Raw genomic sequence first — 24816 nt, 5'->3', positions numbered from 1 at the left:
TATATACACTTTTATAATCACCAAAGATTTCAACAGAAATTAAATAACCTGAGTCCATATAAATATAGAACTCAGGTTACTTAGTTGTGCTTTTTGAATACAGTCTACTTGACAGGGGTCACTTCATATAGAAGGTAGCTTTCTTTATTTTTCGTTTGGAATGTAAAATATTTGTCAAATTTCTCATGGAGCACACAAATGGTTATTGTTATACTAGAATTTACGAAAAAAATGATTATGGGAAATGAGGAGTTTATTCAGTATGGAATGGCGTAATATATATCGCGGTTTTTGTATGGGAGTTAGTGATTTAATTCCTGGTGTGAGCGGCGGGACAATTGCTGTTGTACTAGGGATTTATGAAAGGTTGCTTGCGGCAATTAGCGGATTCTTTAGTCGTGAATGGAAAAAACATTTAGGCTTTTTAATTCCGCTTGCTGCTGGTGTGGCGGTGGCACTTTTAACATTAAGTCATGTGATTAAGTATTTGCTGGAATATCATTATGAGCCAACACAGTTTTTCTTCCTTGGTTTAATTTTAAGTATTTTACCAATGTTAATGAAGGAAGCGAATGCAAAGGAAACATTTAAAGCAGGACATATTGTTATACTAATCGTTGCAGCGGCTCTTGTAGCTGTAACAGCATTCTTTAAGCCAGATAAAGCGGCAGATCCAATTACTACGTTAACAATTTTAAATACAATTGGGCTATTTTTGGCAGGATGGATGGCGAGTATGGCTATGCTACTTCCAGGGATTAGCGGATCATTTATTTTATTAATCATTGGTGTATATCCAACAGCGATTAATGCATTAACAGCATTAAACCTACCGCTAATTGCAGTCATTGGTGCAGGTGTTATGGTTGGATTTGTGGTGAGTAGTAAAGGGATTAGCTACTTATTAGCACATTTTAAAAGTGCAACATTCGCTGCAATTATTGGGCTTGTCATCGGATCGATTGCAGTAGTGTTTCCTGGGATTCCAGCCGGTGGTATGTCGATTGTAAGTTCTATTATTACGTTTATTTTAGGGTTTGCGATTGTATCGTATTTTAGTAAGAAAAAGTGATTGAGAGATGGCTCTCAATCACTTTTTTTGTTATTTGTATTTGTATTTTTTACCAAGAATATACGAAAGCGATCGTTTTGGTGAAAAAGTTACTTGAGCTTACTTTTCTGCTTTATCTTGCCTCTTAACATTTGGTAGGAAAGTAAAACACCTGTAAAAGTACAATTCATGACGGGCTACTTTACTTTATTTGGGGGTGTCAAATATGAAAGTGTCAATATTTATCACTTGTGTTGCAGATGTTTTTTATCCAGAAGTAGGAAAAGATGTTGTGGAAATTCTTGAAGATTTAGGGTGTGAAGTTGATTTTCCTAAAGACCAAACCTGCTGCGGACAGCCTGCTTATAATAGCGGTTATCATAAAGAAACAAAAACAGCTGCAAAACATATGATTAAAGCTTTTGCTAATTCGGAATATGTTGTAGCGCCATCAGGATCTTGCGCTATGATGGTTCACGAGTTTTCTAGTTTATTTTCTGAAAGTGAAGCAGAGTGGAAGAAAAAAGCTACTGAACTTGCAAATAAAACGTATGAATTCACACAGTTTCTTGTTGAAGTATTAGGGAAAGAAGACTTAGGTGCGGAGCTTCATAAAAAAGCAACGGTTCATACATCTTGCCATATGAGCCGATTAATGGGGATTAAGGAACCGCCGCAAAAATTATTAAAATGTGTAAAGGGACTGGAAGTTGTTTCGTTACCGCATAATTATGATTGCTGTGGATTTGGGGGCACATTCTCAGTGAAAATGCCAGAAATCTCTGAGCAAATGGTCGATGAAAAAGTAAAGCATATTATGGAAACCGGTGCAGAACTGTTAATCGGGATGGATTGTAGCTGCTTAATGAATATAAAAGGACGTTTAACACGCAATGGTTATCCAATTGATGTAAAGCATATTGCTCAAGTATTAAATGAAGATCGAAAATAAGAGGGGGGATATAAAGATGGGAATGAAAATTGGGAATGATCCTTTTCATAAGCGTGCTGAAACAGGTATAGGGGATCAATTCATGAGACAGGCTGTCAGGAAAGCGCAAGATGGTCTTAGAGGCAAGAAATTAAAAGCTACTGAGAGTCTTGGGAATTGGGAGGAATGGCGAGCTTTAGGGGAAGAAATTCGAAAGCATACATTAGAAAACCTTGATTATTATTTGTATCAACTGAGTGAAAATATTGAGAAAAATGGTGGTTTTGTTTATTTTGCAAAGACTGCAGAAGACGCAAGGGAATATGTAAAAGGGATTGTAAAAAAGAAAAACGCGAAAAAAATTGTGAAATCAAAATCTATGGTAACGGAAGAGATTAGTTTAAATGAAGCGATTGAAGAGGCTGAAGGAGAAGTGTTAGAAACGGACCTTGCCGAATTTATTCTGCAAGTGAACGACCACGATCCTCCATCACATATTGTTGTTCCGTGTCTTCATAAGGATAAAGAACACATTTGTGAAATATTTAAAACAAAGTTAGATTATACTGGAACATCTGATCCTACGGAAATGGCGAGGTTTGTAAGGGATTATTTGCGTGATGATTTTTTTACAGCGGATGTAGGGGTGACAGGATGTAACTTTGCTGTTGCAGAGTCTGGGTCTATTTCTATCGTGGCAAACGAAGGAAATGCAAGACTTACCACGACGCTTCCGAAAACGTTAATTACAGTTATGGGAATGGAACGTATTGTTCCAACATGGGAAGAGCTTGATGTATTAGTAACACTTCTATGCCGAAGTTCTGTAGGACAAAAGTTAACCAGTTATATTACAGGATTAACCGAGCCCGGTGGGACAGACGGACCTGAGGAATTTCATTTAGTCATTGTTGATAATGGTCGTTCTAATATTTTAGGAACAGAATTTCAAAGTATCCTTCAGTGCATTCGCTGTGCGGCATGTATTAATGTATGTCCCATATATCGGCATATCGGTGGACATGCGTATGGCTCCATTTATCCAGGACCGATTGGAGCTGTGTTGACACCACTTTTAGGAGGATATGATGAATATAAAGATTTACCTTATGCATCTAGCCTTTGTGGAGCTTGTACAGAAGCGTGTCCAGTGAAAATACCGTTACACGATTTATTAATTAAACATCGCCGCCACATTGTAGAAGAAGCGAAACAATCACCTGTGGCTTGGAACGTTGCTATGAAAGGTTTTGAAAAAGCGGTGAATAGCTCCAGATTATTTTCTCTTGCTGCAAAGACCGCTCCGTATGCATTAAAGCCTCTTACAAAAGGGGACAAGATCGAGCGTGGAATCGGTCCGTTAAAAGCTTGGACGGATGCGAGAGATTTTCCAGTTCCAGAAAAACAACCGTTTAGAGATTGGTTTAAAAAACGTGAAAAGGAGAACGATAATGGCCATCCAAAATCGTGAGGGATTTTTATTCCAATTATCAGAAAAGCTTGGCAGAAAACGTCCGGAAGCAGTAAAAAAACCGAACTGGTCTTTTTCTCCGCAGTGGACTGTTTTTGACGGATTAACACAAGATGAACTTGTATTGAAATTAATAGAGCAATGCGAGGTAATCCATACACAAGTTAAGCGAACAACAAAGGCCAGGCTTGTTGAAACATTACAATCTTTTCTCACAGAATGGAATATTCAATCTGCTGTGTATTCTAATGATGAACGGTTTGAGGAATATGGTCTCAGTCAATTTTTAAGCAATGAAGGTACAATGCATTTTCGTAAGTGGGGCTTAGATCATAAAGAAGAGAACATAGAATTTGCGAAAGTTGCTGACCTTGGCATTACGTTCAGTGATATCGCTCTTGCTGAATCAGGAACCGTTGTTCTATTTAATGATGGATTAAAAGGAAGACACGTTAGTCTTCTTCCTGAGTCATATATTGCAATTGTTCCTAAAAGTACGATTGTGCCAAGGTTAACCCAGGCTACAAAAATCATTCACCATCAAAATAAAGCGGGAGACAAATTGCCAGCTTGTGTGAATTTCGTTTCTGGTCCGTCAAATAGTGCAGATATTGAAATGAATCTCGTCGTAGGTGTACATGGGCCAATCAGAACAGCGTATATTATTGTGGATGATCAATAAGGATTTACGTCTCCTTACCAAATAATGAGTTAAAAGATTTGACTTGATCTTTGTATATTGCGTATAAGATATGCCAATTGTGAGGGATTCTATTTTGTAATCCAACAGCGATGGGAATTAATTTCCATCGTTTTTTTGTTTCTTTAGGCCGGGAGCTCCTTCATTGTGACAAAGTGTTTTTGATAGTATAATGAAATGAGTATGTGATGAAGAAATTCATCATAAGTAGCTGAGGTGAAGAAACATGCAAAGAGTAACAAACTGTGTGTTAATCAAAGATAATGAAGTTCTCCTATTACAAAAACCTCGTCGGAACTGGTGGGTTGCACCGGGCGGGAAAATGGAACGCGGTGAAACAGTAAGAGATTCCGTTGTTCGCGAATATCGTGAAGAAACAGGTATTTATTTAAAGAACCCAGCGTTAAAGGGGGTCTTCACTTTTGTCATTCAAGAAGGTGATAAAGTTGTTTCTGAATGGATGATGTTCTCCTTTTTAGCGACAGATTTTGCAGGAGAAAACAAATTGGAAAGCGAAGAAGGCATCATTGGCTGGCATACATTTGATAAAATTGATGAGTTAGCAATGGCACCAGGAGATTATCACATTATTGATTATTTAATTAAAGGAAATGGAATAATCTACGGTACGTTTGTATATACACCAGATTTTGAATTACTTTCATATCGATTGGATCCGAGCTAAACCGTCAAGGAGGGGATACAATGACAGCGAATAATGATATTAAAATGGTAATTATTACAGGAATGTCCGGTGCAGGAAAAACAGTAGCCTTACAAAGTTTTGAAGATTTAGGATATTTTTGTGTAGATAACTTACCACCGATGTTATTGCCGAAGTTTGTTGAACTTATGGCAGACTCGAAAGGGAAAATGAATAAAGTGGCACTTGGTATTGATTTACGTGGCCGCGAATTTTTTGAACATTTATGGGGAGCGCTTGATGATTTATCAGAACGCACTTGGATCATTCCTCATATTTTATTTTTAGATGCGAAAGATAGCACGCTTGTAACGCGTTACAAAGAAACGAGACGTTCGCATCCGCTTGCGCCGACTGGTTTGCCGTTAAAAGGGATTGAGGCAGAGCGTGATTTATTAACAGACATGAAGGCAAGAGCTAATATTGTACTCGATACGTCTGAGTTAAAACCGAAAGAATTGCGCGAGAAAATTGTTCATCTGTTTTCAACAGAAAATGAGCAAGCGTTTCGTGTAAATGTGATGTCATTTGGATTTAAGTACGGTATTCCGATTGATGCTGATTTAGTATTTGATGTTCGTTTTTTACCAAATCCATATTATATTCCACAGATGAAGCCTTTAACAGGACTGGATGAAGAAGTTTCGTCATATGTGCTCAAATTTAATGAAACACATAAATTTTTAGAAAAGCTGACGGATCTCATTACTTTCATGCTTCCTCATTATAAAAGAGAAGGTAAGAGTCAACTTGTAATTGCAATTGGATGTACAGGTGGGCAACATCGTTCTGTTACGCTTGCAGAATACCTTGGAAAACATTTGAAACCAGAATATATCGTTCATGTATCTCATCGTGATGTGGAGAAGAGAAAGGGCCATTAGGGGATGAAAAAAGAGAGAAAACCTAAAATTGTCATCATGGGAGGAGGAACTGGACTATCTGTTTTATTAAGAGGATTGAAGAAATATCCTGTTGATATTACAGCGGTTGTTACAGTAGCTGATGATGGTGGCAGTTCAGGTAGATTGCGTGATGAGTTAGAAATTCCACCACCAGGCGACATTCGTAACGTACTTGTTGCGTTATCAGATGTAGAACCGCTTGTGGAAGCTTTATTTCAACATCGTTTTACATCCGGAGAAGGTTTAACGGGTCATGCATTAGGTAATTTATTGCTAGCAGGGATGACGTCGATTACAGGAGACTTTTTCCATGCCATTACAGAAACGAGTAAAGTGTTAAATGTAAGAGGGCGTGTTTTACCAGCGGCCAACCAAAGTGTTGTGCTTCATGCAGAACTGGAAGATGGGCAAATTGTAACAGGTGAATCGAAAATTCCGTATTTTGGGAAAAAGATTAATCGCGTGTTTTTAACACCGGGTGATGTAGAACCACTGTCTGAGACATTGATGGAGATTCAGCGGGCTGATTTGCTTGTTTTTGGTCCTGGTAGTTTGTATACAAGTATCTTACCAAATTTAATCGTGAAAAAAATCGGGGACGCTGTTCTTACTGCAAAGGCGAAAAAGGTATATGTATGTAATGTCATGACACAAGCCGGTGAAACGATGGGGTATACAGCATTTGATCATGTGCAAGCTTTGCATGATCATCTTGGAGAGCCTTTCATCGATACAGCGATTGTAAATAATCATGATATTCCTGCTGAATTACGTAAACTGTATGCAAAAGAGCTGTCTGAACCTGTTGTGGTTGATGAAGATCGTTTTGCTGAAAGTAAGATTCGTTTAATTCAAGATGAATTAGCAAAGTATGATGATCAAGTTGTAAGACATGATACATTAAAACTAGCTTCTATTTTATATTCGTTGTTATAAGCATGCGTTATCTCTTTATGAGATAACGCTACTCATTCATATAGGACAAAATTGTTGTTCCCAAATATCGTATAAGGAGGTGGGGCTGTGTCATTTGCATCAGAAACAAAGAAAGAGCTGACAAAGCTTGAGATGAAGGAGTGCTGTGAGAAAGCGGAGTTATCAGCATTGCTTCGAATGAACGGATCACTTTCTTTTTCAAACCGTCGTCTTTCGATTGATATTCAAACAGAAAATGCAGCAATTGCCAGAAGAATTTACACATTGCTGAAAAAAGGATATGACGTAACGGTAGAATTACTTGTTCGTAAAAAGATGCGACTTAAGAAAAATAATGTATATATCGTTCGGCTTGTTGAAAAATCACGTGAAATATTAGCAGATTTGCATATTGTAAGAGAAGACTTTTCATTTATTCGCAATATCTCACAGGAATTGATTGAAAAGAAATGCTGTAAACGATCGTATTTAAGAGGTGCATTTTTAGCAGGTGGTTCAGTAAATAACCCAGAAACATCATCTTATCATTTAGAGGTCTTTTCGCTATACAAGGAACATAATGATTCTATATGTGAACTGATGAACGGATTTGATTTAAATAGTAAGACGTTGGAAAGGCGTAAAGGGTATATTACGTATTTAAAAGAAGCGGAGAAAATTACGGAGTTCTTAAACATTATTGGTGCACATAATGCGTTGTTAAGATTTGAAGATATTCGTATTGTTCGCGATATGCGTAATTCGGTCAATCGTTTAGTGAATTGCGAAACAGCTAATTTAAATAAAACAATTGGTGCTGCTTTAAGGCAAATCGAAAATATTCGTTACATTGATGAGACGGTGGGACTGGATGTCTTGCCAGATAAACTGCGCGAGATTGCACAATTACGTATTAATTATCAAGATGTAACATTGAAAGAATTAGGCGAGATGGTATCTGGGGGGAAAATCAGTAAATCAGGTATCAATCATCGCTTGCGTAAAATCGATGAAATTGCAGAGAAATTACGCGCGGGGGAACCGGTAGCAAAAAAATAACGGTAAAGGGGAGAAATGGAGCTATGGTTCAAAAACAGGTTGAGGTTGCATTAAAAAACGGTTTGCAAGCACGTCCGGCTGCGTTGTTTGTACAAGAGGCGAATCGTTTTCATGCTGATATTTTCATTGAGAAAGATGGTAAAACAGTCAATGCGAAGAGCATAATGGGAATTATGAGCTTAGCGATTGGATCTGGCAGTAACGTAACGATTATAACAGAAGGGTCAGATGCAGAAGCTGCTTTAGAAGCGTTGGCTGCTTATGTGCAAAATAAACAGTAAAAGCTATCGCATGTAGCGATAGCTTTTTTACTGTGAATGGTCGATATGTTGTGTTGAATCGTCAATGAGTTTACTTTATCATTCTCATATAAATTATGAAAGAATCCGTTTTTCTCCTTGGAGCTCACGAATTGGTTGAATGTTTTGTGTGAATTCGACAGTTCCTATATATTTTCCATCTGCATTTCGCACTGCGAAGTAACGAATATATACATATTTATCTTGAAATTGAATCCAAAAATCTTCGCAATCTTTTTTTCCAGATTTGAAATCTTCTAAGAGCTTTTCAACGACATGAACGCTTTTTGGTGGATGACAGTTTTGCACTGTTCGACCAATGACAGCTTTCGTACGAGCAAAGATTCGTTCTTTTCCATGAGAGAAGTAACGCACAACATCATTTTCATCAATGAATGTAATATCAACAGGTAAGTGATTTAACATTAGTTCTAACTGTTTTAAAGATAATATACCTGTTTCAAAACGAATCAGGCCTTCGGATAGGGCTTCTTCTTTGATCATATTTCTTTCTGGTTTCCATGTACTTGTAGGACTTGTTAAGCAGTAGCCAATTTCATCACTTTCATGAGCGATTTTTAGCCATTCATCTTCTGTAAGAGTTTGAAGGGCCATCGGAAATAAAATATTTTCTTCTTTAAAAATCATTTCAGTTACGTCATGGATGACGAAGGAAACGCTGTCTAAGACTGACTTTTTATCTTGATTATAATTTACTAATTTTTGTTTTGCTTCTTTAATAGCAGCACGAATTCTGTCATCAACGCCCCACATAACTTGAGTTGGTCCATAAATGCCGTATTTCTCTAGATAAGGGAAAAGTAGATTTTCTTTCCGGCTATAATGTTTATCAAGATCGATTAATAAATTTAAGTCTTCTATTAGTTTATAAATATTTTCTTCGCTATCTTCTTTTTCAAAACGTTCATAGTGAAGTTGAAGTTTGAAATTCACAAGTAGATCGATTTCTTTGTTTTCCATTTTAAATGTATGAATGGGATGGCCTGGTTGCTCTTCTTGTTTATTAGATTGATGAATTTCTTCAATGGATCCTTTAAAAACAGCTGTATGAACGGAGCATAAGCGTTGGACTTCTTCAACTGGAATTCCTTCTTCTTCCATAAGTGCCTGTTCGAGCTTTGAAATTTCTGCTACGGTAATATTTCCGATCGCTTCTTGAAACTGAGCTGTTACATCTTCAATATTTTTTCCGTTATGAAGATCTTTAATAATAGTCTTTAAGACTGTTTGTCGTTCAGAGTTATTTATACTTTCTTGTTCCCTGTTATTAATGATTTCGCTCATAAGAATTCTCCTTTACTCGTTAATGTGAAATCCATTATTTTTAAAACTTTCCTTTACTGTATCAAGTGAAATTCCTTTCATTCGGCATCCGTTTAGAATTGTCATTATACGGCCGGCTGTTTGAAGCATATTAGGTTTCGTTATATTTTCAAAGCCAAGATCTTTTAAAAGAGGGATGATCTCAGGGTATTGGGTAGTTAAATCATAAACAGTTTGATGAAAATCAATTAACTTTGTCATTATTCTCACCTCGAAAACAAATGATAGTAATTTTCAATTACAATGTAACATAAAGGTAGGGATAGAATTGTGAGTCAAATCACACATTCTTTCTTTTTAACAAGTTTGTCACTTTTGCTTTTATCTTACTATTCTCAATTAGTAACATTGCAATATTAAGATTTAAAGGGGAAAAGGAAGTTAGAGCAGAGTGCACAGTCTTGTAAAAAGCTGTCATGAAGGATCGCCATCAGTGGAGGATGGAGAGCCTCCACTGATGGGAGTATCACTAATGAAAGGGTGATGACTTCGAATAGAATATTGATTTAGGACAGCTTGGGATCAGATTATATAATTTCATTTTCCAATTTGTTTAGATCGATAAGGAAATGACCATCTCCATCCGTAGCAATTAGTTCATTTTTTCTTAAGTAAGTAATGGTTCGGCTCATAGTTTCTCTTGATGTTCCAATCATGTTGGCGAGCTCTCGGTTCGTAAAATGGGTTGTTATTTTATATTTTTCATCTATCTGTACACCATTTGACTTACATAGGCGTAGCAGTAGCATAATAATTCTCGCATATGTGTCATGAAGAATTTGTTCTTCTAATCTATTTTGAAGATCTACGATTTTCTCTCCAAGAACTCTAAATAATTTAATACATAATTCAGGGTACTTAATTAAAATCATCTCAAAATCAACGATAGGAATGACAATTAATTGGGCATCTTCAAGAATTTCAGCATGAGCAGGAAATGAACCTTTTCGAAAGAAGCCAGAGTGAGGAAACATTTCTCCATCTTGAAGTATAGAAACAATTTGTTCTTTGCCAGATGTATCTGTTTTTTGAATTTTCACTTTGCCAGAGTGAATAAAAAATACTCGGTCAAGTGTATCACCCTGCATAAATACAAATGATTTTGCTTTATACATTCGCATTCGTGAAATTTCCACAATGGGTTGAATTTCTTCTTCTGAAAGTTCTTTAAAGAGGGAAACGCCCTGTAAGTGTTTTTTTATTATTTCTGACATGTATTCATCACTCCTAACATCATCCAAAAGATAGTGCTTTTGTTATTAATGTATCCTAAATAGAAAAATGAAGCAGTGATAAAAATCATACTTTTGGTGAAGGTGAGATGAATTTCAAAAACAAAATTGGAACTTGTAAGATTTGTGAAAAATAAGAGAGGAAGATGGAGGTATACGCTTTTCATGAATGCAGATGTCGGCCTGTTAATGCGGGATAAAACGGGATTAATTGAAAAGAGGTCGTTATTCCTCTTTTCAATTATCCTGTTTTATTCTTATTTAAGCTTGTGCAATTGCACGTGGAAATAAAACGTTATTTTCTAAATGTATATGCTCGAATAAATCAGATTCAAGGGCTTCAAGTCGTTGATAGACAAGACGATAAGTGCCACAAGCGCCTACTGGAGGAGTAAAGTCATTTGTAACTTTACGAAGTTCTTTAATAATATCACCAGCGTGGTTGTGTTCATTTTCTAATTCATCTACTACTTTGCGTAATTTCATATAATTTTCATCAGTTGGATTTTGTTCAAATGCTAAAATCAAAGAGAAATCTTCTGTTTCTTCTTTAATTAAATGTTGCTCTAATTCTGTTTTTAATTCATGGAATAGCTTATGAATTTGAGCTAAATGTGGTTGTCCTGCTCCATGAACGCGTAATACTTTTGTTACGTAGGGGCTTAACAACGGTAATTCTTCATTCAAATAGCGATGATGTTTATTCACAATATAATCGATTAATTCACTATACGAAGCTGTTTTCCAATCAATTTCAGATTCGTTTAATTGTTTTGTTTCATGATAGAGCGTATTTAACTTTGTTAAAATTTCTTCTGAGGATAAACTTCTTTCATTAATAGCATCGATAATGGGTCTATTACCACCACAGCAAAAATCTATTCTATATGATTTGAAAAGGTCACTTGCTTTTGGAAATTGTGTAACAATATCACCAATAACGGAATCTTCGGTAAAAATATGTTTCATATGAATACCTCCATAAAGTTTAAATGTTTGATCTGGGTTAAGAATATCGATAATTTAGCGTTCATGTGGTGATATAAATCACTTATAATGAGTGAATTTTATCATTAGTGATTTTTATATAAATTTAAAATTGCAAAGAAAAAATAATGCAGTGATTTTACTCACAGTATCCTTTTTGAACATGGCTTATCTTTAATGAAAGAGGATATAGGGAATCTATTTTATATAAATATTGATCTCGATCCTTTTGTTTGATTCAGTAGCAAAGCATTATAAAAACATTTGAAATATTTTTGTATGTAGCACGTATGACATTATTGATCAAAACTTTGGGGGAGAGTGTCGAAAGAATGAAGTTAATTATTCCAAAGCAGCATGGAGCATGGGGAATGTTACTTATTCCATTTATTTTGGGCGTTTTAATTGGTAAAGGGACGTGGTACCATATTCCGCTTTTTTTTGCATGGTTATTCGTATACTTAGCTACGTATCCTTTACTAATGTATGTAAAGCAACCAAGGAAGAAGTATTACCTATATTATTTCTTTCTTTATTCTAGTGTGGCCTGTGTGTTCGCGATTGTTGCTCTTATATATGAATGGCGTATTTTATTGTTCTCCATTGTTATGCTTCCATGCTTTTTCATAAATATTTATTATTCACATCAAAAAAACGAACGAGCTTTGTTAAATGATATATTTGCTATTATTTTGTTTTGTATAGGTGGAATAATTAGTTATTATTTCACAATGAAAACAGTTGATGAGAAAGCATGTGTAATTGCAGTGATATCATTTTTATATTTTATGGGAAGTACGTTTTATGTAAAATCAATGATTCGTGAGAAAAAGAATCCAATGTATCGTTTGGTTTCGTGGGGTTACCATTCTTTACTCATGATTATTACTTTAATTGTATCACCGTGGTTTAGCATTATCTTTATACCAAGCTTAGTACGATCCATAATATTTTATGGTAGAAATATTTCGATTTTAAAATTGGGTATTTTAGAGATTGTAAATTCGATTTACTTTTTTATTACAGCAATGCTGTTAGCCAAAGCCTTACTGTAATAATTTCTCATAATTATTAAAATAAGTTGGTGATGGTTCAGTAATATTTTGATAAGGGAACTGATTCAAATAACTTTTTTACATTTCATATATATTATCCTGCTATTTGCGGGTAGTAATTGATTGTGATTTGAATGCTAGATACTGAAAGGGCTGTATAAATAATGACTTTCTATCAAATGTTAACACCATATTATGATGAAATTTTTCCTGCAAATGAGAAACAAATAAATTTTATAGTCTCTTATTTACAAAAAGGTAGCTCTATACTGGATGTAGGCGCAGGAACGGGTAATGTAGCCCAAGCACTAATTGAAAAGGGGTTTGCCGTTACTGTGATGGAACCAGAGGAAGCGCTGGCTGCAAAAATTCGGGAGAAAGCTGCAGTTTACGAAGGGATATTTAGTGTAAATACATTTGGGATGCAACAAATTGAAAATGTGCCTGGAGTATTTGATGGTATTTATTGTATTGGAAATACACTTGCTCATTTAGATAATACGAAAGAAATCTTTAATTTTATCTGTGGATCTTATGAAAAATTAAAAGCAAACGGAAAACTAATGATTCAAATTGTAAATTATGAAAAAGTATTAGATGAAAATAATTTCAAATTTCCAGTACTAGAGAAGAAACATTTCTCCTTTAAGCGTAATTATACGCTAGAAGGAGAAAAAGTATTATTTACTGCAACATTGAATGTGGATGATAAAGAATTGTCAAATAGTATTCCGTTATATCCTATTACGAAAAAACAACTCCTGTCTATGTTAAAAGAATGTGGTTTTCGGGCTGTAGAAACTTTCGGTAATTTTAAAAAAGAGGCGTATTTACCTAATGGGTCTGCATTAGTTCTTGTAGCTACAAAATAAATATGTGAAAAAGTACTTTAGTAAAGAAAAAGATTTTCATTTACTAAAGTACTTTTTTTATTTGTTTTCGCAAAATGTGATTCCAGTCATCTTTTTATCTTAGGGAAATTTTTATAATACATTTGTTGTTAACAGATAACAATCAGGAGGAATGAAAAATATGAATAGAGAAATTAAGCTAACAGAAGATATATATTGGGTTGGAAAGATTGATGATAGGGAAGTACCGTTTCATCGTTTGATTTTAGCAAAAGGAACAACTTATAATGCGTATCTTTTAAAAACTGAAAAACCAACAGTGATTGATACAGTTGATCTAGAGTTTGGAAGAGAATTTGTAGAATGTTTAAGTAAATTAATTGATCCACAAGAAATTCAATATATCGTAGTAAATCATACAGAGCCAGATCATTCAGGTGGCTTGGCAGCATTAGCCTCAAAGGCTACAAAGGCTACAATTGTATGCACAGAAATTGCAGTACCTGAGTTGCAGGAAATGTACAAATTGCATCACAGAAATTTCTTAGTCGTCAAAGATGGAGATACATTAGATATTGGTGGAAAAACGTTGAAATTTAAAGAAACCCCATATCTTCATACAGAAGAAACAATGATCACGTATTGTATCGAGGATAAAATTTTATTCCCATGTGATATTTTCAGTACACATGTAGCGAATTATGAATTCTTTAACGATGAAGTGAATGAAGATATTACGGAAGATTTCATAGGCTACTATAATGCGATCATTCATCCACATAGAAGATATGTTAGAACGTTAATGGAAGCATTGAAAGACTTAGATGTTCAAATGATTGCTCCGTCTCATGGGTACATTTTACGCCAAGATGTTCAAAAATATATCGATTTATATGTAGAAATGAGTAAAGATACAACACAAGGTAAAAGAGTAACAATTGTATATGCAACCATTAAAAACAACACGAAAAAAATCGCGAATATCATTAAAGAAACATTCGAGGCAGATAATATTAAAGTAACAGTATTTAATGCTGATAAATCGGATAAAGCTCAGATTCTAGAAAGTATTCAAGAAGCAGATGCAGTCTTCATCGGATCTTCAACTAAATACGCAGATATGATTGGAAACTTAGAAGAAATTTTAATAGAAATGAAGGAAATGAACTTAGAAGGGAAAATTGCAGCTGCATTCGGATCATATGGTTGGAGTGGTGAAGCAATTGAGGTAGTACAAGATTACCTAAATGAAACAAACATGAAAGTCCAAAGTACATCAAATGTTATTAAATCTACAGGTATGACTCATGTTGAATTCCCTATTCGCATAAGATTTTCTCCAAAGAGTGAAGAAAAAACACAACAAATCAAACATGCAACAACATTTGTTACAGATTTATTATTAAGCTCTATTTAATAGAAAAACGTAGGTGAAGACATGGAAAAGAATTTTGTTATTATCGGAAGCGGAGTAGCTGCTGTAAATGCTGCAAAAATAGTTAGAGACCATGATAAAGATTCAAATATATTCATTTTTGGTGAAGAATCATCTTTACCATATAACAGAATTAAACTATCAAAAGAGTTATACACAGATTTGCATAGCGAAAAAGTTTTAATCAAAAAAGAGAAGTGGTATCAAAAAAATAATATATCAATTTTTACAAATACAAAGGTAGTAAAAATTGATACGGAGCAGCAACATATTGTTACAGCGAATAATGAAAAAATTGCTTATTACAAACTGTTAATCTGTACAGGTGCAAATAATAAGAAGCTACGAATAGATGGAATAAATAAAAAAAATGTCTTTACGATTAGAGACATGCATGACGCGGGTGATTTTAAAACATGTTTAGAAGGTAAAAAGAGTGTTGTAAACATTGGGGGAGGCGTACAAGGATTAGAAACAGCTTGGTCTATCGTGAACGCGGGTAAAAAAGTAGCCATTGTGGAAGTTGCAGATAAATTAATGGGAAGACAATTAGATGAGAAAACGTCTCTTTTATTAAAACAAAAAATTGAAAGTGCAGGAGTAAAGGTATATTTAAATACAACTATTGATTCTATTCTCGGAGGAGAAGAAGTAACTGGAATTAAAGTAAATGGTGATCAACGAATTGCTTGTGATAGTGTTGTATATTCAATTGGAGTCACTCCTAACATTTCACTAGTGAATCATACTCCTATCCACGTAAATAGAGGTATTGTTGTCAATGAGATGATGGAAACGAATGTGGAATCTGTATATGCTGCTGGGGATGTAGCGGAGGTAAATGGTGAAATTGACGGTCTATGGGGACGAGCAATAGATCAAGGGAAAATTGCAGGTAGTAACATGGTTTCTATTTCTGCTACTTACAAGAAAGCAATTCCAGTTACAATCTTTAATGCGTTTGATATATCTTTATTCTCAATTGGATGTATTGATGAAAAACAATGTGATACAACGATTGTTGAAGAGGATGGCAAAGAGAAGTATACAAGGTTGTTTATTAAAGATAATAAAATAGTAGGTGTTATCTCATTAGAAGGAGTAGTTGCATCTATCCCTTACAAATCCGCTATTGAAGAACAAGTATCATTGGAAGAGATCGATATGAAAAATACGAATATAAGTGAAATAATGAGCAAGGTAAAAGAGAAACTACAATCTTAATATGGTAATAGAAAGAGGGCATTATAATGAAAAAATATATTTGTTTACCATGTGGTTATATTTATGATCCAGAAATTGGAGATCCAGATGAAGATATAGAACCAGGAACAAGTTTTGAAGATTTACCAGAAGATTGGGTGTGTCCAGTATGTGGAGAAGATACTGAACATTTTGCGCCAGTAGAAGAATAGCAAAAAAAGTAACGAGAAGATTATTTAATCTCTCGTTATTTTTTATAAGGAAAGAGTTTTTTATGTGATTGGGGTCACACGTGGGTACTTTAAGAAAAGATATAATAATGTAGATACGATTAAAATTCAGCAAAAGTAGAGAAATTAGGCAAGGGATAAGAAAATTCTTACTGATTAAAGTTTCACTTTATATAATATATTTAAAGTTAGGTGAGGTAATGTGAAAGAAAAATGTTATCGTAAAAATACAGTGAAGCCTTGTCCAAGAAAGGTCCTTATTTTTCAGTCCCTATCTGATGAAGAAATTTTAAAAATAGCTTCAATGACAAAACATAAGCAATTTAAAAAGGGGCAACCATTAATTCATGAAGGAGAGAAGTCAGATACATTATTTATTATTAATCAGGGGCAAGTAAAGTTATCCAAATTAACTCTTCAAGGAAAAGAGCAAATCTTGCATATTTTAACAAGTGGTGAATGTTTTTGTGAATTGAATATATTTAATTGCGATGAGAAGAGTAATTTCAGTGCATATGCTATAGAAGATACAAAAATTTGTATGTTAACAAAAGCTGATATGGATAGTATTATGGAGCGGAATCCAGGTATTGCATTAAAATTGTTAAAAACCGTTACACAACGGTTAGCACATACGGAGAATTTAGCACACAATCTGGCAACAAATGATCCGGAAGTTAGAATCGCCTATATAATTCTAGAATTTTGTGAAACGTATGGTAAAGATACTGATAAAGGAATACTTATAAACTTACCATTGACACGAGAAGAAATGGCAAACTATATAGGAATGACAAGAGAAACAATTAGTCGTAAATTAAGTAAATTTGAAGAGTTAGGATTTATGACGTCAATTGGAAATAAGCAGATTATAGTTGAAAATAAGTTGGCTTTTAGAGAATATATCGAGTAACTGGATAGGGTATATTAAACTAGATAAAAATCAATATTAAGGAGACTACACATAATATTGAATTCCTTTCTACTTTTGGAAACATACTGCTCTTAACTTGTTCTTTCGTAGAATGAGCTCCTATCTCAAGATTCAGAGGGAGAATTAGGTGGGAGAGAAAGTGGAATTTTAACCAGTGGTACTGATTAAAGCTTCTATTAGCGTTTTGTTTCAAAACACTTTCGCTATTCCATAAGAAAAAAGCTATCGCATATGCGATAGCTTTTTTGTGAAGCGACCTTTCTAAATGAGCCGCTTCCGCTTTTAAGTATATTAACGATTTGTAAAGATTTTATCGATTAAGCCGTATTCTAGTGCTCTTTCTGCTGTCATGAAGTTGTCGCGGTCTGTGTCGCGTTGTAGAACTTCTAATGGTTGACCTGTGCGATCAGCAAGAATTTGGTTTAATTTTTCACGTAAGAATAGGATACGTTTTGCAGCGATTTCGATTTCAGTCGCTTGACCTTGTGCGCCGCCAAGTGGTTGGTGAATCATTACTTCACTGTTTGGAAGAGCGAAACGTTTTCCTTTTTCACCCGCTGCAAGTAGGAAAGCACCCATAGATGCTGCCATACCGATACAAATTGTTGATACTTGTGGTTTAATAAACTGCATTGTATCGTAAATTGCCATACCTGCTGTGATAGAACCGCCAGGACTGTTGATATATATGTGAATATCTTTTTCTGGGTCTTGGGATTCCAAGAATAAAAGCTGGGAAACGATTGAGTTTGCTACGTTGTCATCAATTGCACTACCAAGCATAATGATGCGGTCTTTTAATAGGCGAGAGTAAATATCGTAAGCGCGTTCTCCACGATTTGTTTGTTCAATTACTGTAGGAATTAAATTCATCTGTTATTTCCTCCTTTAAAAGCTTTCTTAGTTTTATAATACAATTATGGTCAATAAAGGTCAAACAAAACCACTTTAAATCAAAAAAATATGTAGTTTTACCATGATTTATTCGCTATGTTTTTTAAATTCCCTGCTTATGTATCTTCAACATCATAACCGAATTATATAAATTTAAACGTATTTGGAAGGCGAAGGGAGAGGCAAATAAAAAGAACGCCTTTTCTGTAGAAGCGTTCTTTTGTTTATTATTCTTTTAGAAGATAGGTCACTCTATTTAAAATATGTTCGATTTGTTTTGCGTTTTTGCTATACATTTGACTTGCTGCTTTCGATTTTGTTTCTAATGAAAATAATTCCAGGTCAGCCTGACATTTCTTTAAAGAGGCTAACAATAATGGTTTATCTTGAGGGGATGGCATTTGAAGTTTATCATCATATATATCGACAGTAAGTTGTCCGTAAGAATCGACTTGTCCGATAAAGACATTTTCTATCACCACGCCAAGTTTTTCTAACTCAGCGTGAAGCCAAGCACGATTATGACCACTGGCTGAAAGTGGTTCATCTAGTACATTCCCATCCATAATTACCGTCTGTGTTTCTTTTGCAGGTGCTACTTGTAAACCAATATCTTTTGGGGTAAGGGGCTGTTTGTCTCTTTTTAACAAGACATTTAGTTCCCCGCCCGATTCCAATACAGCAAACTCAACATCAGCTATGTTAAATGCATTTTTCTTTCTAAGAAGCTCCAATAATTCATCAATAGTATAATTTTCTTTTTTTAAATTATCTTCAAGGACTTTTCCATCTTTTATAAAGATAGTCGCCTTTCCTTCAATGAAATTTCTGAGGCGCTTGTTTTTTAAAGCAACCATACCTGCGAAAAATGGAACGAGAGAAAAAATAAGCATACTAGAAACACCATGCCAAAAGTTCCGCTCTAGTCCCGTTGTAACTTCAGCAGCGATGTTACCGATTGTCAAACCTGCAACGTATTCAAAAAATGAAAGCTGTGAAATTTGCCTTTTCCCAAGCAATTTTGTCATTGAAAATAAAATAACTAAAATAGCGAAGGAGCGTATAATGACAAGCAGCCAATCTGGTACATGAGGCATAGTTTATTCCCTCCTGTTTAGCTAAAATCCTTTATATTGTGGTTCTTCTCGTTCTAATACTGAAATTCTATTGTTAAGGTCAGCGATTACACTGTCCATTTCCATCATGCATTCATGGAAGACTCGTTTTGCTTCTTCTTCAGCGGCATTTTGTGAAAGTGTACTTAAACTTGCTTGTGCACTTTTTAAACTAGCGAGACACGTTTTTACACTAGCGATAACAGTCATGAGAACACCTCTTATCCTTTTGGTTTAAATAATAATGCCCCGATAAATCCGAAGATAATAGCAGCAGATATACCAGCGCTTGTTACTTTAAACATCCCAGTTATAACCCCGACAATGCCATGTTTAGCTGCTTCAGCCATAGCTCCGTGAACAAGGGCATTTCCGAAACTTGTAATGGGAACTGTTGCGCCAGCCCCTGCGAAATCAATTAAAGGCTCGTATAAACCGAATCCATCTAGTATTGCACCAGCAACAACGAGTGTTGACATTGTGTGAGCAGGCGTAAGTTTACCGACGTCAAACATAAGTTGTCCTATTACGCAGATGAGTCCACCGATGACAAAAGCCCAGAAAAAGATCATTGTTGTACACCTCCAAATTCAATTGATACGGCATGAGCGATACACGGAATAGACTCGTCTTGCTGGAAGGTAAGAGGGGATAGTAAAGCACCAGTAGCTACGACAAGTATGCGATTGAATTCTCCTTTTTTCATTCTGTTCAATAAATGTCCGTATACGACGGTTGCTGAACAACCAGGACCACTCGCTCCTGCTATTACGGGCTGACCTTCCCTATAAATAAGTAATCCGCAATCTTGAAATTGTTCGCTTGTTACGTTCGTTCCGTGCTTATGCAATAAATCATAGGCTATTTCACGTCCGACATGGCCAAGATCGCCTGTTACGATTAAGTCATAGTAGGATGCATCAATTTGTCTTTCGCGTAAATGAGCTTCAATTGTATCGACGGCAGCAGGAGCCATTGCGCCTCCCATGTTAAATGGATCTGTTAAACCCATATCAATAACTCGTCCAATCGTTGCTGATGTAACACGTGGACCTTCTCCTTGATCACTCAAAAGAGCAGCGCCAGCTCCTGTGACAGTCCACTGGGCAGTAGGGGGCTTTTGTCCACCGTATTCAGTAGGGTAACGGAATTGCTTTTCAACAGCAGTATTGTGGCTTGATGCACCAGTTAATAAATATTTTGCTCCTTTTGCATTTACGATACTTGCACCGAGGGCAAGCCCTTCCATAGAAGTAGAACAAGCGCCAAATAATCCAATATAGGGAGCACCGAGTGTGCGGCAAGCAAAGCTAGAGGGAGTAATTTGGTTGATAAGATCACCTGCTAAAATGAATTGAATATCTTCTTTTCGAAGCTTTGCTTTTTCGGTGGCGCGACTGCAAGCTTCTTCAAATAACACTTTATGTGCTTTTTCATAAGAATCTTGCCCAAGCCATAAATCTTCATGAAGGGCATCAAAGTCTTCGGGAATTTTTCCTTTTGCTTCGAATGGTCCACCGATAACTCCTGTTGAGATGATAACCGGCTTATTTTCAAATACCCATGTTCGGTGTCCTTGTAACATTTACAGCCCTCCCAATTGGATGAGAATGGTTTTAATAAGACCGATAACAAAAGCAGCGAATACACCAAATAAAATAACAGATCCTGCTAATTTAAACATGTTGCCACCTACTCCAAGGACAAAGCCTTCCGTCTTATGTTCAATACAAGCGGATATAACGGAATTTCCAAATCCGGTAACAGGTACAGCGGTACCGGCACCTCCAAATTGTGCGAGACGGTCATATACGCCAAATCCCGTAAGCAGCATAGAAATAAAAATCAGTGTTGCTACTGTTGGGTTTCCTGCTGAACGTTCTGAAAAATCAAAGTATGTGATGTAGAAGGTAGAGATAAGTTGCCCGATGAAGCAAATGAACCCACCTACAAAGAAAGCTTTTATGCAATTTTTTAAAACGGGTCTCTTTGGTTCGCGTTGTTGTTCAAACTTTTTATATTCTTGTTGTACTGGTGTGAGGTCTTTATCTTTACTTGGCATGTGAATCCTTCCTTTTCCTTTAGAGAACGTACAATTAAGTATCGGAGTTCATTTCTGCGTGAATTGTTTTGAATTGTTTTTTAATGTATGCTTTGTCTGCTTCTTTTTTCTTAATTTTGTTTTCCATTTTATCTAATAACATAAAAATTTTTCGATCAGTACTTACATAAATATCGAAAGTTGGATTTTCGTCTTTCAATTGTTTTTTGATTTTTGTTTTTAATGATTTTAACTGAAAACGTTCATGATGCTCCGGCTTAACAGCTACGTAAAGATCTGTGTTGGAGTTAGCGGCTCTAGCTTCCAGTATTTCTTCCATGGCAAGAACCCTTTTTTTCGCGTCATGTGATATAGATTGATTAAAAGATTCTTCCATACTTACCTTCGTTAACTTTGGTTCTTCTTTTTTCTTCGTTTTTTTATCGGTTTCTTGTTTTACCTCTTTATCTAAAGGGCTGGTACATCCTGTTGTTACACCTAGTAAGAGTATGAATAGCACGGTAATTGTGCTAAGTTTTCGCATCACAATCATTCCATTTCTATTGCTTTATGTAATTTGAATGAAAAAGGATGATATGGAATCATCCTTTTTCTGTTTCTCAAACAGTGAGTACCGTAAGATAAAACAGTACTTTCACTTATTGTTGACCGTATTGAGGCTCTTCTTGTTGAACTTCGTCGACACGTGGGTTTAAAGAATCAATGATTGATTGCGTCTGTTGTGCAGCCGTTTGGAAAAGTTGCTTTGCTTGTTGGTTATCTGTATCAAGAGCGAACCCCTCTAAACTTGCTTGTGCACTTTTTAACCCAGAAACAGTTTGCTTTAATTTTGTAATTACAGTCATTGAATGAAGCCTCCTTATAGAATATGAATTCAAAGGTTATGATTTGTGAATAGGGGTAAAAATATAATTACCAAATTTAGGTATATATAAATACAAATAGAAAAACCTACATAAAATCATTCTTTTTAGGAGGAAGAGAGGATCCGGCCATGCATAGAAGCGATTAGGGACTTTTTAGCCTCATGCCGAGTGAAAACAAAGGGAGCAAGTGAGTGGAGGTTATCTTTTGTTTTCATAGCTGCGGCTTATATGTTGAAATATCAAAATGGATATAGATATAGCTTTGTTTTTGAGGAAATGGTGAGGAGTTTTTTTATATGATAGTAGTTGCGTACATTGACATAAGAAGATATAATTACCAATATATCGTTTATGCGCCCATAGCTCAGTCGGATAGAGCGGTGGTTTCCGGTACCACGTCTGCCGGGGGTTCGAATCCCTCTGGGCGCGTCAAAAAGTCTTAACTTACATTTGTAGGTTAGGACTTTTTTATTTCCTTCTTGTTATATCTGTTCATAAGATTTACTATTAGTATGTGGTTATAAAAAATGATTGTTATATATTCATTTTGATTTTCAAGCGTATCAGTCGCCGTTATGAAGAACAAAAGGTGACCTGCATTTGGTCTCTCTCTTTGTTTTCACTTGGCACGGGGCTAGGCACTGACCGCTTATTTTTTGAGCGGATCCTCTCTTCCGCTCAAAAAATAAAGGTTTTATGTCAGTTCTTCAACTTGTATTTATATATATTTTTTATTGTTTTCTTTCAATATTATCCATTTTTCAGTTGTAAGATGTAAATTTCATTAATACATATAAATTAATAATATTTGGAATGGGTATCTGCGCAGGATTCTCCTTTTAGGAAACTTATTGTACAATAGAAACAAGGGGGAGATTAGATTGAAGGCAAGTCTTTTACAAGAACAAAGCTTACGTTTGGCCATGACACAAGAGTTAAGACAAGCGATTACAATGCTCCAATATAATGTGCAGGAATTATCGGAGTTTTTGTATGAGCAATCGTTAGAGAATCCCCTTATTGAGTTAGGCGGCTTTGAGAGGGAGAAGAAAAAGAGCTCAAGCAAAAGTAAAAGTACAAGCAAACAAGTTAATAATCAAATGGAAATTTACAGTGTGGATTCGACAACGATTCAGCAACACTTATTAGATCAAATACAGTATTATAAAATAGATGAAGAGCAGCGAAAAGCAGCTTCTTTCATCATTATGAACATGGATGAGAATGGTTATTTACAAGAAACCAATGAAGAATTAGCAGAACTACTTGCAGCACATATTGATGTAGTGGACTGTTCTATGGAGCTTGTCCAGTCATTAGAGCCAGCAGGGGTGGGAGCGCGTAATATTCAGGAGTGTCTATCACTTCAATTGAAGCGCTTACAAAAACGAGATGAGCTGGCAGAAATGATTGTGGATGAACATTTCGTGTATTTTGTTAAGAAAGATTGGCGGAAACTTATCCATGTTATGAAATGTAATAATGAAGAATTACAATCAGCTGTTGATTGTATTACATCGCTTCAGCCAAAACCAGGGCTTGCGTTTAGCTCTGAAAAACCGCTTTATATTGTTCCTGATATGGCTGTTAAAAAAGACAGCGATCGTCTCGTTTTACAAATGAATGAACGTAACATGCCAAGGATTGAAATTCATTCAGAGTATAGTGCACTTCTTCATAATAGTGAAAGTGAGGTTGCTTCTTATGTATCTGAGAAGTACCAGCATGTGCAGTGGATTATGCGCAGTTTAAAGCAACGGAAACAAACGCTTTTGCAAGTGATGGGAATCATTATGAAGAAACAACGTGATTTCTTTTGGCAGGGGCCAGAGTACTTAAAACCACTTTCCTTAAAAGAAGTAGCTGAAGAACTAAGTGTACATGAATCTACAATTAGCCGTGCTACCCGTAATAAATATGTACAAACGCCGCACGGATTGTTTGAAATGAAGTCATTTTTTAGTAACGCAGTGGTTACAACAGAAGATGAGGCTGTTTCTACAAAGCGTGTTAAACAATTGATGCAAGCGCTTGTAGAGCAAGAAAACAAGAAAAAACCACTTTCAGATCAAAAAATTTCAAAATTGTTAGAAGAAGAGCATGAAATCGTTATTTCAAGAAGAACGGTTGCGAAATATCGAGAGCAAATGAATATTCCTGCTTCTTCTCTTCGAAAAACAATTGGATAGGTGAAGAAGATGAAGGTTGTTTTATATACGAAAACGGATTGTGGCCTTTGTGAGAAGGCAAAACAGCTGTTGAAAGAAGTGCAACATGAATATTCTTTTGAAATCGAGGAAATAGATATATATGAGGATGATGAGCTTTTAGAAAAGTATCAAATTATGATTCCTGTTGTGGAAATTGACGGAAAACAGGCGGAATGCGGTGTCATTCACAAAGATGTCATAATAAACTATATAAAGAATGCAGTTAAGAGTTGAATAAGTTTCTATCTCCTGTTACAATAATAAACGTAGCAGGGATTATTTTTTTAAACCTAGTGGGACATAAAATGTCACTACGGGACACAAAGTGACCACGAGGGAAAATGAACCGATGCAGTGAGGAGAA

The 24816-nt window shown here is 35.5% G+C and carries 30 protein-coding genes and 1 tRNA gene; 19 read left to right on the top strand and 12 right to left on the bottom strand.

Going from position 1 to position 24816, the window contains the following annotated elements; genetic code table 11:
- Positions 1 to 3 precede the first annotated feature (3 nt).
- From ORL93_RS31395 to ORL93_RS21815, 10 genes are all read left to right on the top strand, one after another.
- Positions 4 to 84: an IS3 family transposase gene (locus tag ORL93_RS31395; RefSeq protein WP_369124020.1), complete on the top strand. Its 81-nt coding sequence runs from the start codon at positions 4 to 6 to the stop codon at positions 82 to 84.
- Positions 85 to 262: 178 nt separating this feature from the next.
- Positions 263 to 1072: a DUF368 domain-containing protein gene (locus tag ORL93_RS21855; RefSeq protein WP_098161079.1), complete on the top strand. Its 810-nt coding sequence runs from the start codon at positions 263 to 265 to the stop codon at positions 1070 to 1072.
- A 205-nt stretch (positions 1073 to 1277) separates the two neighbouring features.
- The gene (locus ORL93_RS21850; protein ID WP_003201880.1) at positions 1278 to 2003 is read left to right on the top strand and encodes a (Fe-S)-binding protein; all 726 of its coding nucleotides are present in this window, start codon (positions 1278 to 1280) and stop codon (positions 2001 to 2003) included.
- A gap of 16 nt (positions 2004 to 2019) precedes the next feature.
- Positions 2020 to 3453: a LutB/LldF family L-lactate oxidation iron-sulfur protein gene (locus tag ORL93_RS21845; RefSeq protein WP_265959485.1), complete on the top strand. Its 1434-nt coding sequence runs from the start codon at positions 2020 to 2022 to the stop codon at positions 3451 to 3453.
- Positions 3434 to 4135 carry a LutC/YkgG family protein gene (locus ORL93_RS21840; RefSeq protein WP_265959484.1) on the top strand — a complete coding sequence of 234 codons (702 nt, stop codon included), beginning with the start codon at positions 3434 to 3436 and terminating at the stop codon, positions 4133 to 4135. The genes ORL93_RS21845 and ORL93_RS21840 overlap by 20 nt, the downstream gene beginning before the upstream one ends.
- Positions 4136 to 4379: 244 nt before the next feature.
- Positions 4380 to 4838: an NUDIX hydrolase gene (locus ORL93_RS21835; RefSeq protein WP_001190078.1), complete on the top strand. Its 459-nt coding sequence runs from the start codon at positions 4380 to 4382 to the stop codon at positions 4836 to 4838.
- A gap of 20 nt (positions 4839 to 4858) precedes the next feature.
- Positions 4859 to 5740: an RNase adapter RapZ gene (gene rapZ / locus ORL93_RS21830; protein ID WP_003201889.1), complete on the top strand. Its 882-nt coding sequence runs from the start codon at positions 4859 to 4861 to the stop codon at positions 5738 to 5740.
- A 3-nt stretch (positions 5741 to 5743) separates the two neighbouring features.
- Positions 5744 to 6697, top strand: coding sequence for a gluconeogenesis factor YvcK family protein (locus ORL93_RS21825; RefSeq protein WP_097794502.1), 954 nt, complete (start codon positions 5744 to 5746; stop codon positions 6695 to 6697).
- A gap of 87 nt (positions 6698 to 6784) precedes the next feature.
- A complete protein-coding gene (gene whiA / locus ORL93_RS21820) occupies positions 6785 to 7735 on the top strand; it encodes a DNA-binding protein WhiA (RefSeq protein ID WP_003201892.1) in 951 nt (316 codons plus the stop codon).
- Positions 7736 to 7758: 23 nt separating this feature from the next.
- Positions 7759 to 8016: an HPr family phosphocarrier protein gene (locus ORL93_RS21815; RefSeq protein WP_006096515.1), complete on the top strand. Its 258-nt coding sequence runs from the start codon at positions 7759 to 7761 to the stop codon at positions 8014 to 8016.
- Positions 8017 to 8109: 93 nt separating this feature from the next.
- Here ORL93_RS21815 and ORL93_RS21810 read toward each other — a convergent pair whose 3' ends face one another.
- From ORL93_RS21810 to ric, 4 genes are all read right to left on the bottom strand, one after another.
- Positions 8110 to 9339 carry a DUF438 domain-containing protein gene (locus tag ORL93_RS21810; RefSeq protein WP_097794501.1) on the bottom strand — a complete coding sequence of 410 codons (1230 nt, stop codon included), beginning with the start codon at positions 9337 to 9339 and terminating at the stop codon, positions 8110 to 8112.
- Between the two features lie 12 nt (positions 9340 to 9351).
- Positions 9352 to 9579, bottom strand: coding sequence for a DUF1858 domain-containing protein (locus ORL93_RS21805; RefSeq protein ID WP_097794500.1), 228 nt, complete (start codon positions 9577 to 9579; stop codon positions 9352 to 9354).
- 326 nt (positions 9580 to 9905) lie between these two features.
- Complete coding sequence (locus tag ORL93_RS21800; protein ID WP_003201900.1) at positions 9906 to 10592, bottom strand: Crp/Fnr family transcriptional regulator; 687 nt, start codon at positions 10590 to 10592, stop codon at positions 9906 to 9908.
- A 279-nt stretch (positions 10593 to 10871) separates the two neighbouring features.
- Positions 10872 to 11579, bottom strand: coding sequence for an iron-sulfur cluster repair di-iron protein (ric, locus tag ORL93_RS21795; RefSeq protein WP_097794498.1), 708 nt, complete (start codon positions 11577 to 11579; stop codon positions 10872 to 10874).
- A gap of 350 nt (positions 11580 to 11929) precedes the next feature.
- Between ric and ORL93_RS21790 the strand changes: the two genes are divergently transcribed.
- The 6 genes from ORL93_RS21790 to ORL93_RS21765 all read left to right on the top strand — a co-directional run bounded on the left by ORL93_RS21790 (position 11930) and on the right by ORL93_RS21765 (position 17284).
- On the top strand, positions 11930 to 12652 hold the full coding sequence (locus ORL93_RS21790; protein ID WP_097794497.1) for a YwiC-like family protein: 723 nt from the start codon (positions 11930 to 11932) through the stop codon (positions 12650 to 12652).
- 164 nt (positions 12653 to 12816) lie between these two features.
- Entirely contained in the window at positions 12817 to 13524 is a 708-nt protein-coding gene (locus ORL93_RS21785) for a class I SAM-dependent methyltransferase (protein ID WP_265959482.1), read from the top strand.
- 160 nt (positions 13525 to 13684) lie between these two features.
- The gene (locus tag ORL93_RS21780; protein ID WP_097794495.1) at positions 13685 to 14920 is read left to right on the top strand and encodes an FprA family A-type flavoprotein; all 1236 of its coding nucleotides are present in this window, start codon (positions 13685 to 13687) and stop codon (positions 14918 to 14920) included.
- A 21-nt stretch (positions 14921 to 14941) separates the two neighbouring features.
- Positions 14942 to 16162 carry an NAD(P)/FAD-dependent oxidoreductase gene (locus ORL93_RS21775; protein WP_097794494.1) on the top strand — a complete coding sequence of 407 codons (1221 nt, stop codon included), beginning with the start codon at positions 14942 to 14944 and terminating at the stop codon, positions 16160 to 16162.
- Positions 16163 to 16188: 26 nt separating this feature from the next.
- Positions 16189 to 16353 (top strand): rubredoxin, encoded by a 165-nt coding sequence (gene rd / locus ORL93_RS21770; protein ID WP_000759862.1) that lies wholly within the window; start codon positions 16189 to 16191, stop codon positions 16351 to 16353.
- Positions 16354 to 16573: 220 nt separating this feature from the next.
- Entirely contained in the window at positions 16574 to 17284 is a 711-nt protein-coding gene (locus ORL93_RS21765; protein ID WP_003201913.1) for a Crp/Fnr family transcriptional regulator, read from the top strand.
- Positions 17285 to 17596: 312 nt separating this feature from the next.
- Here ORL93_RS21765 and clpP read toward each other — a convergent pair whose 3' ends face one another.
- The 8 genes from clpP to ORL93_RS21725 all read right to left on the bottom strand — a co-directional run bounded on the left by clpP (position 17597) and on the right by ORL93_RS21725 (position 22221).
- Complete coding sequence (gene clpP / locus ORL93_RS21760) at positions 17597 to 18178, bottom strand: ATP-dependent Clp endopeptidase proteolytic subunit ClpP (protein WP_001049156.1); 582 nt, start codon at positions 18176 to 18178, stop codon at positions 17597 to 17599.
- Between the two features lie 248 nt (positions 18179 to 18426).
- Positions 18427 to 19296, bottom strand: a complete 870-nt coding sequence (locus tag ORL93_RS21755; RefSeq protein ID WP_265959478.1) for a DUF421 domain-containing protein — start codon at positions 19294 to 19296, stop codon at positions 18427 to 18429.
- Between the two features lie 21 nt (positions 19297 to 19317).
- A complete protein-coding gene (locus ORL93_RS21750; RefSeq protein ID WP_098492704.1) occupies positions 19318 to 19524 on the bottom strand; it encodes a DUF1657 domain-containing protein in 207 nt (68 codons plus the stop codon).
- Positions 19525 to 19535: 11 nt separating this feature from the next.
- Positions 19536 to 19886 (bottom strand): stage V sporulation protein AE, encoded by a 351-nt coding sequence (gene spoVAE / locus ORL93_RS21745; protein WP_000575923.1) that lies wholly within the window; start codon positions 19884 to 19886, stop codon positions 19536 to 19538.
- A complete protein-coding gene (gene spoVAD / locus ORL93_RS21740) occupies positions 19883 to 20899 on the bottom strand; it encodes a stage V sporulation protein AD (RefSeq protein WP_000938946.1) in 1017 nt (338 codons plus the stop codon). The genes spoVAE and spoVAD overlap by 4 nt, the downstream gene beginning before the upstream one ends.
- Positions 20900 to 21376, bottom strand: a complete 477-nt coding sequence (gene spoVAC / locus ORL93_RS21735; RefSeq protein ID WP_265959476.1) for a stage V sporulation protein AC — start codon at positions 21374 to 21376, stop codon at positions 20900 to 20902.
- A 34-nt stretch (positions 21377 to 21410) separates the two neighbouring features.
- Positions 21411 to 21899 (bottom strand): YhcN/YlaJ family sporulation lipoprotein, encoded by a 489-nt coding sequence (locus tag ORL93_RS21730; protein WP_265959475.1) that lies wholly within the window; start codon positions 21897 to 21899, stop codon positions 21411 to 21413.
- Between the two features lie 115 nt (positions 21900 to 22014).
- Positions 22015 to 22221 carry a DUF1657 domain-containing protein gene (locus ORL93_RS21725; RefSeq protein ID WP_003201925.1) on the bottom strand — a complete coding sequence of 69 codons (207 nt, stop codon included), beginning with the start codon at positions 22219 to 22221 and terminating at the stop codon, positions 22015 to 22017.
- Positions 22222 to 22595: 374 nt separating this feature from the next.
- Between ORL93_RS21725 and ORL93_RS21720 the strand changes: the two genes are divergently transcribed.
- The 3 genes from ORL93_RS21720 (at position 22596) to ORL93_RS21710 (ending at position 24686) form a co-directional block, all read left to right on the top strand.
- A tRNA-Arg gene (locus tag ORL93_RS21720) sits at positions 22596 to 22671 on the top strand.
- Positions 22672 to 23123: 452 nt separating this feature from the next.
- Positions 23124 to 24431 carry an RNA polymerase factor sigma-54 gene (gene rpoN / locus ORL93_RS21715; protein WP_097794490.1) on the top strand — a complete coding sequence of 436 codons (1308 nt, stop codon included), beginning with the start codon at positions 23124 to 23126 and terminating at the stop codon, positions 24429 to 24431.
- 9 nt (positions 24432 to 24440) lie between these two features.
- On the top strand, positions 24441 to 24686 hold the full coding sequence (locus ORL93_RS21710; RefSeq protein WP_018765089.1) for a glutaredoxin family protein: 246 nt from the start codon (positions 24441 to 24443) through the stop codon (positions 24684 to 24686).
- Positions 24687 to 24816: the final 130 nt, after the last annotated feature.

This window comes from Bacillus sp. DHT2, from assembly GCF_026241455.1.
Lineage (GTDB): Bacteria > Bacillota > Bacilli > Bacillales > Bacillaceae_G > Bacillus_A > Bacillus_A pseudomycoides.
This window is presented reverse-complemented; position numbering and strand designations above follow the sequence as displayed.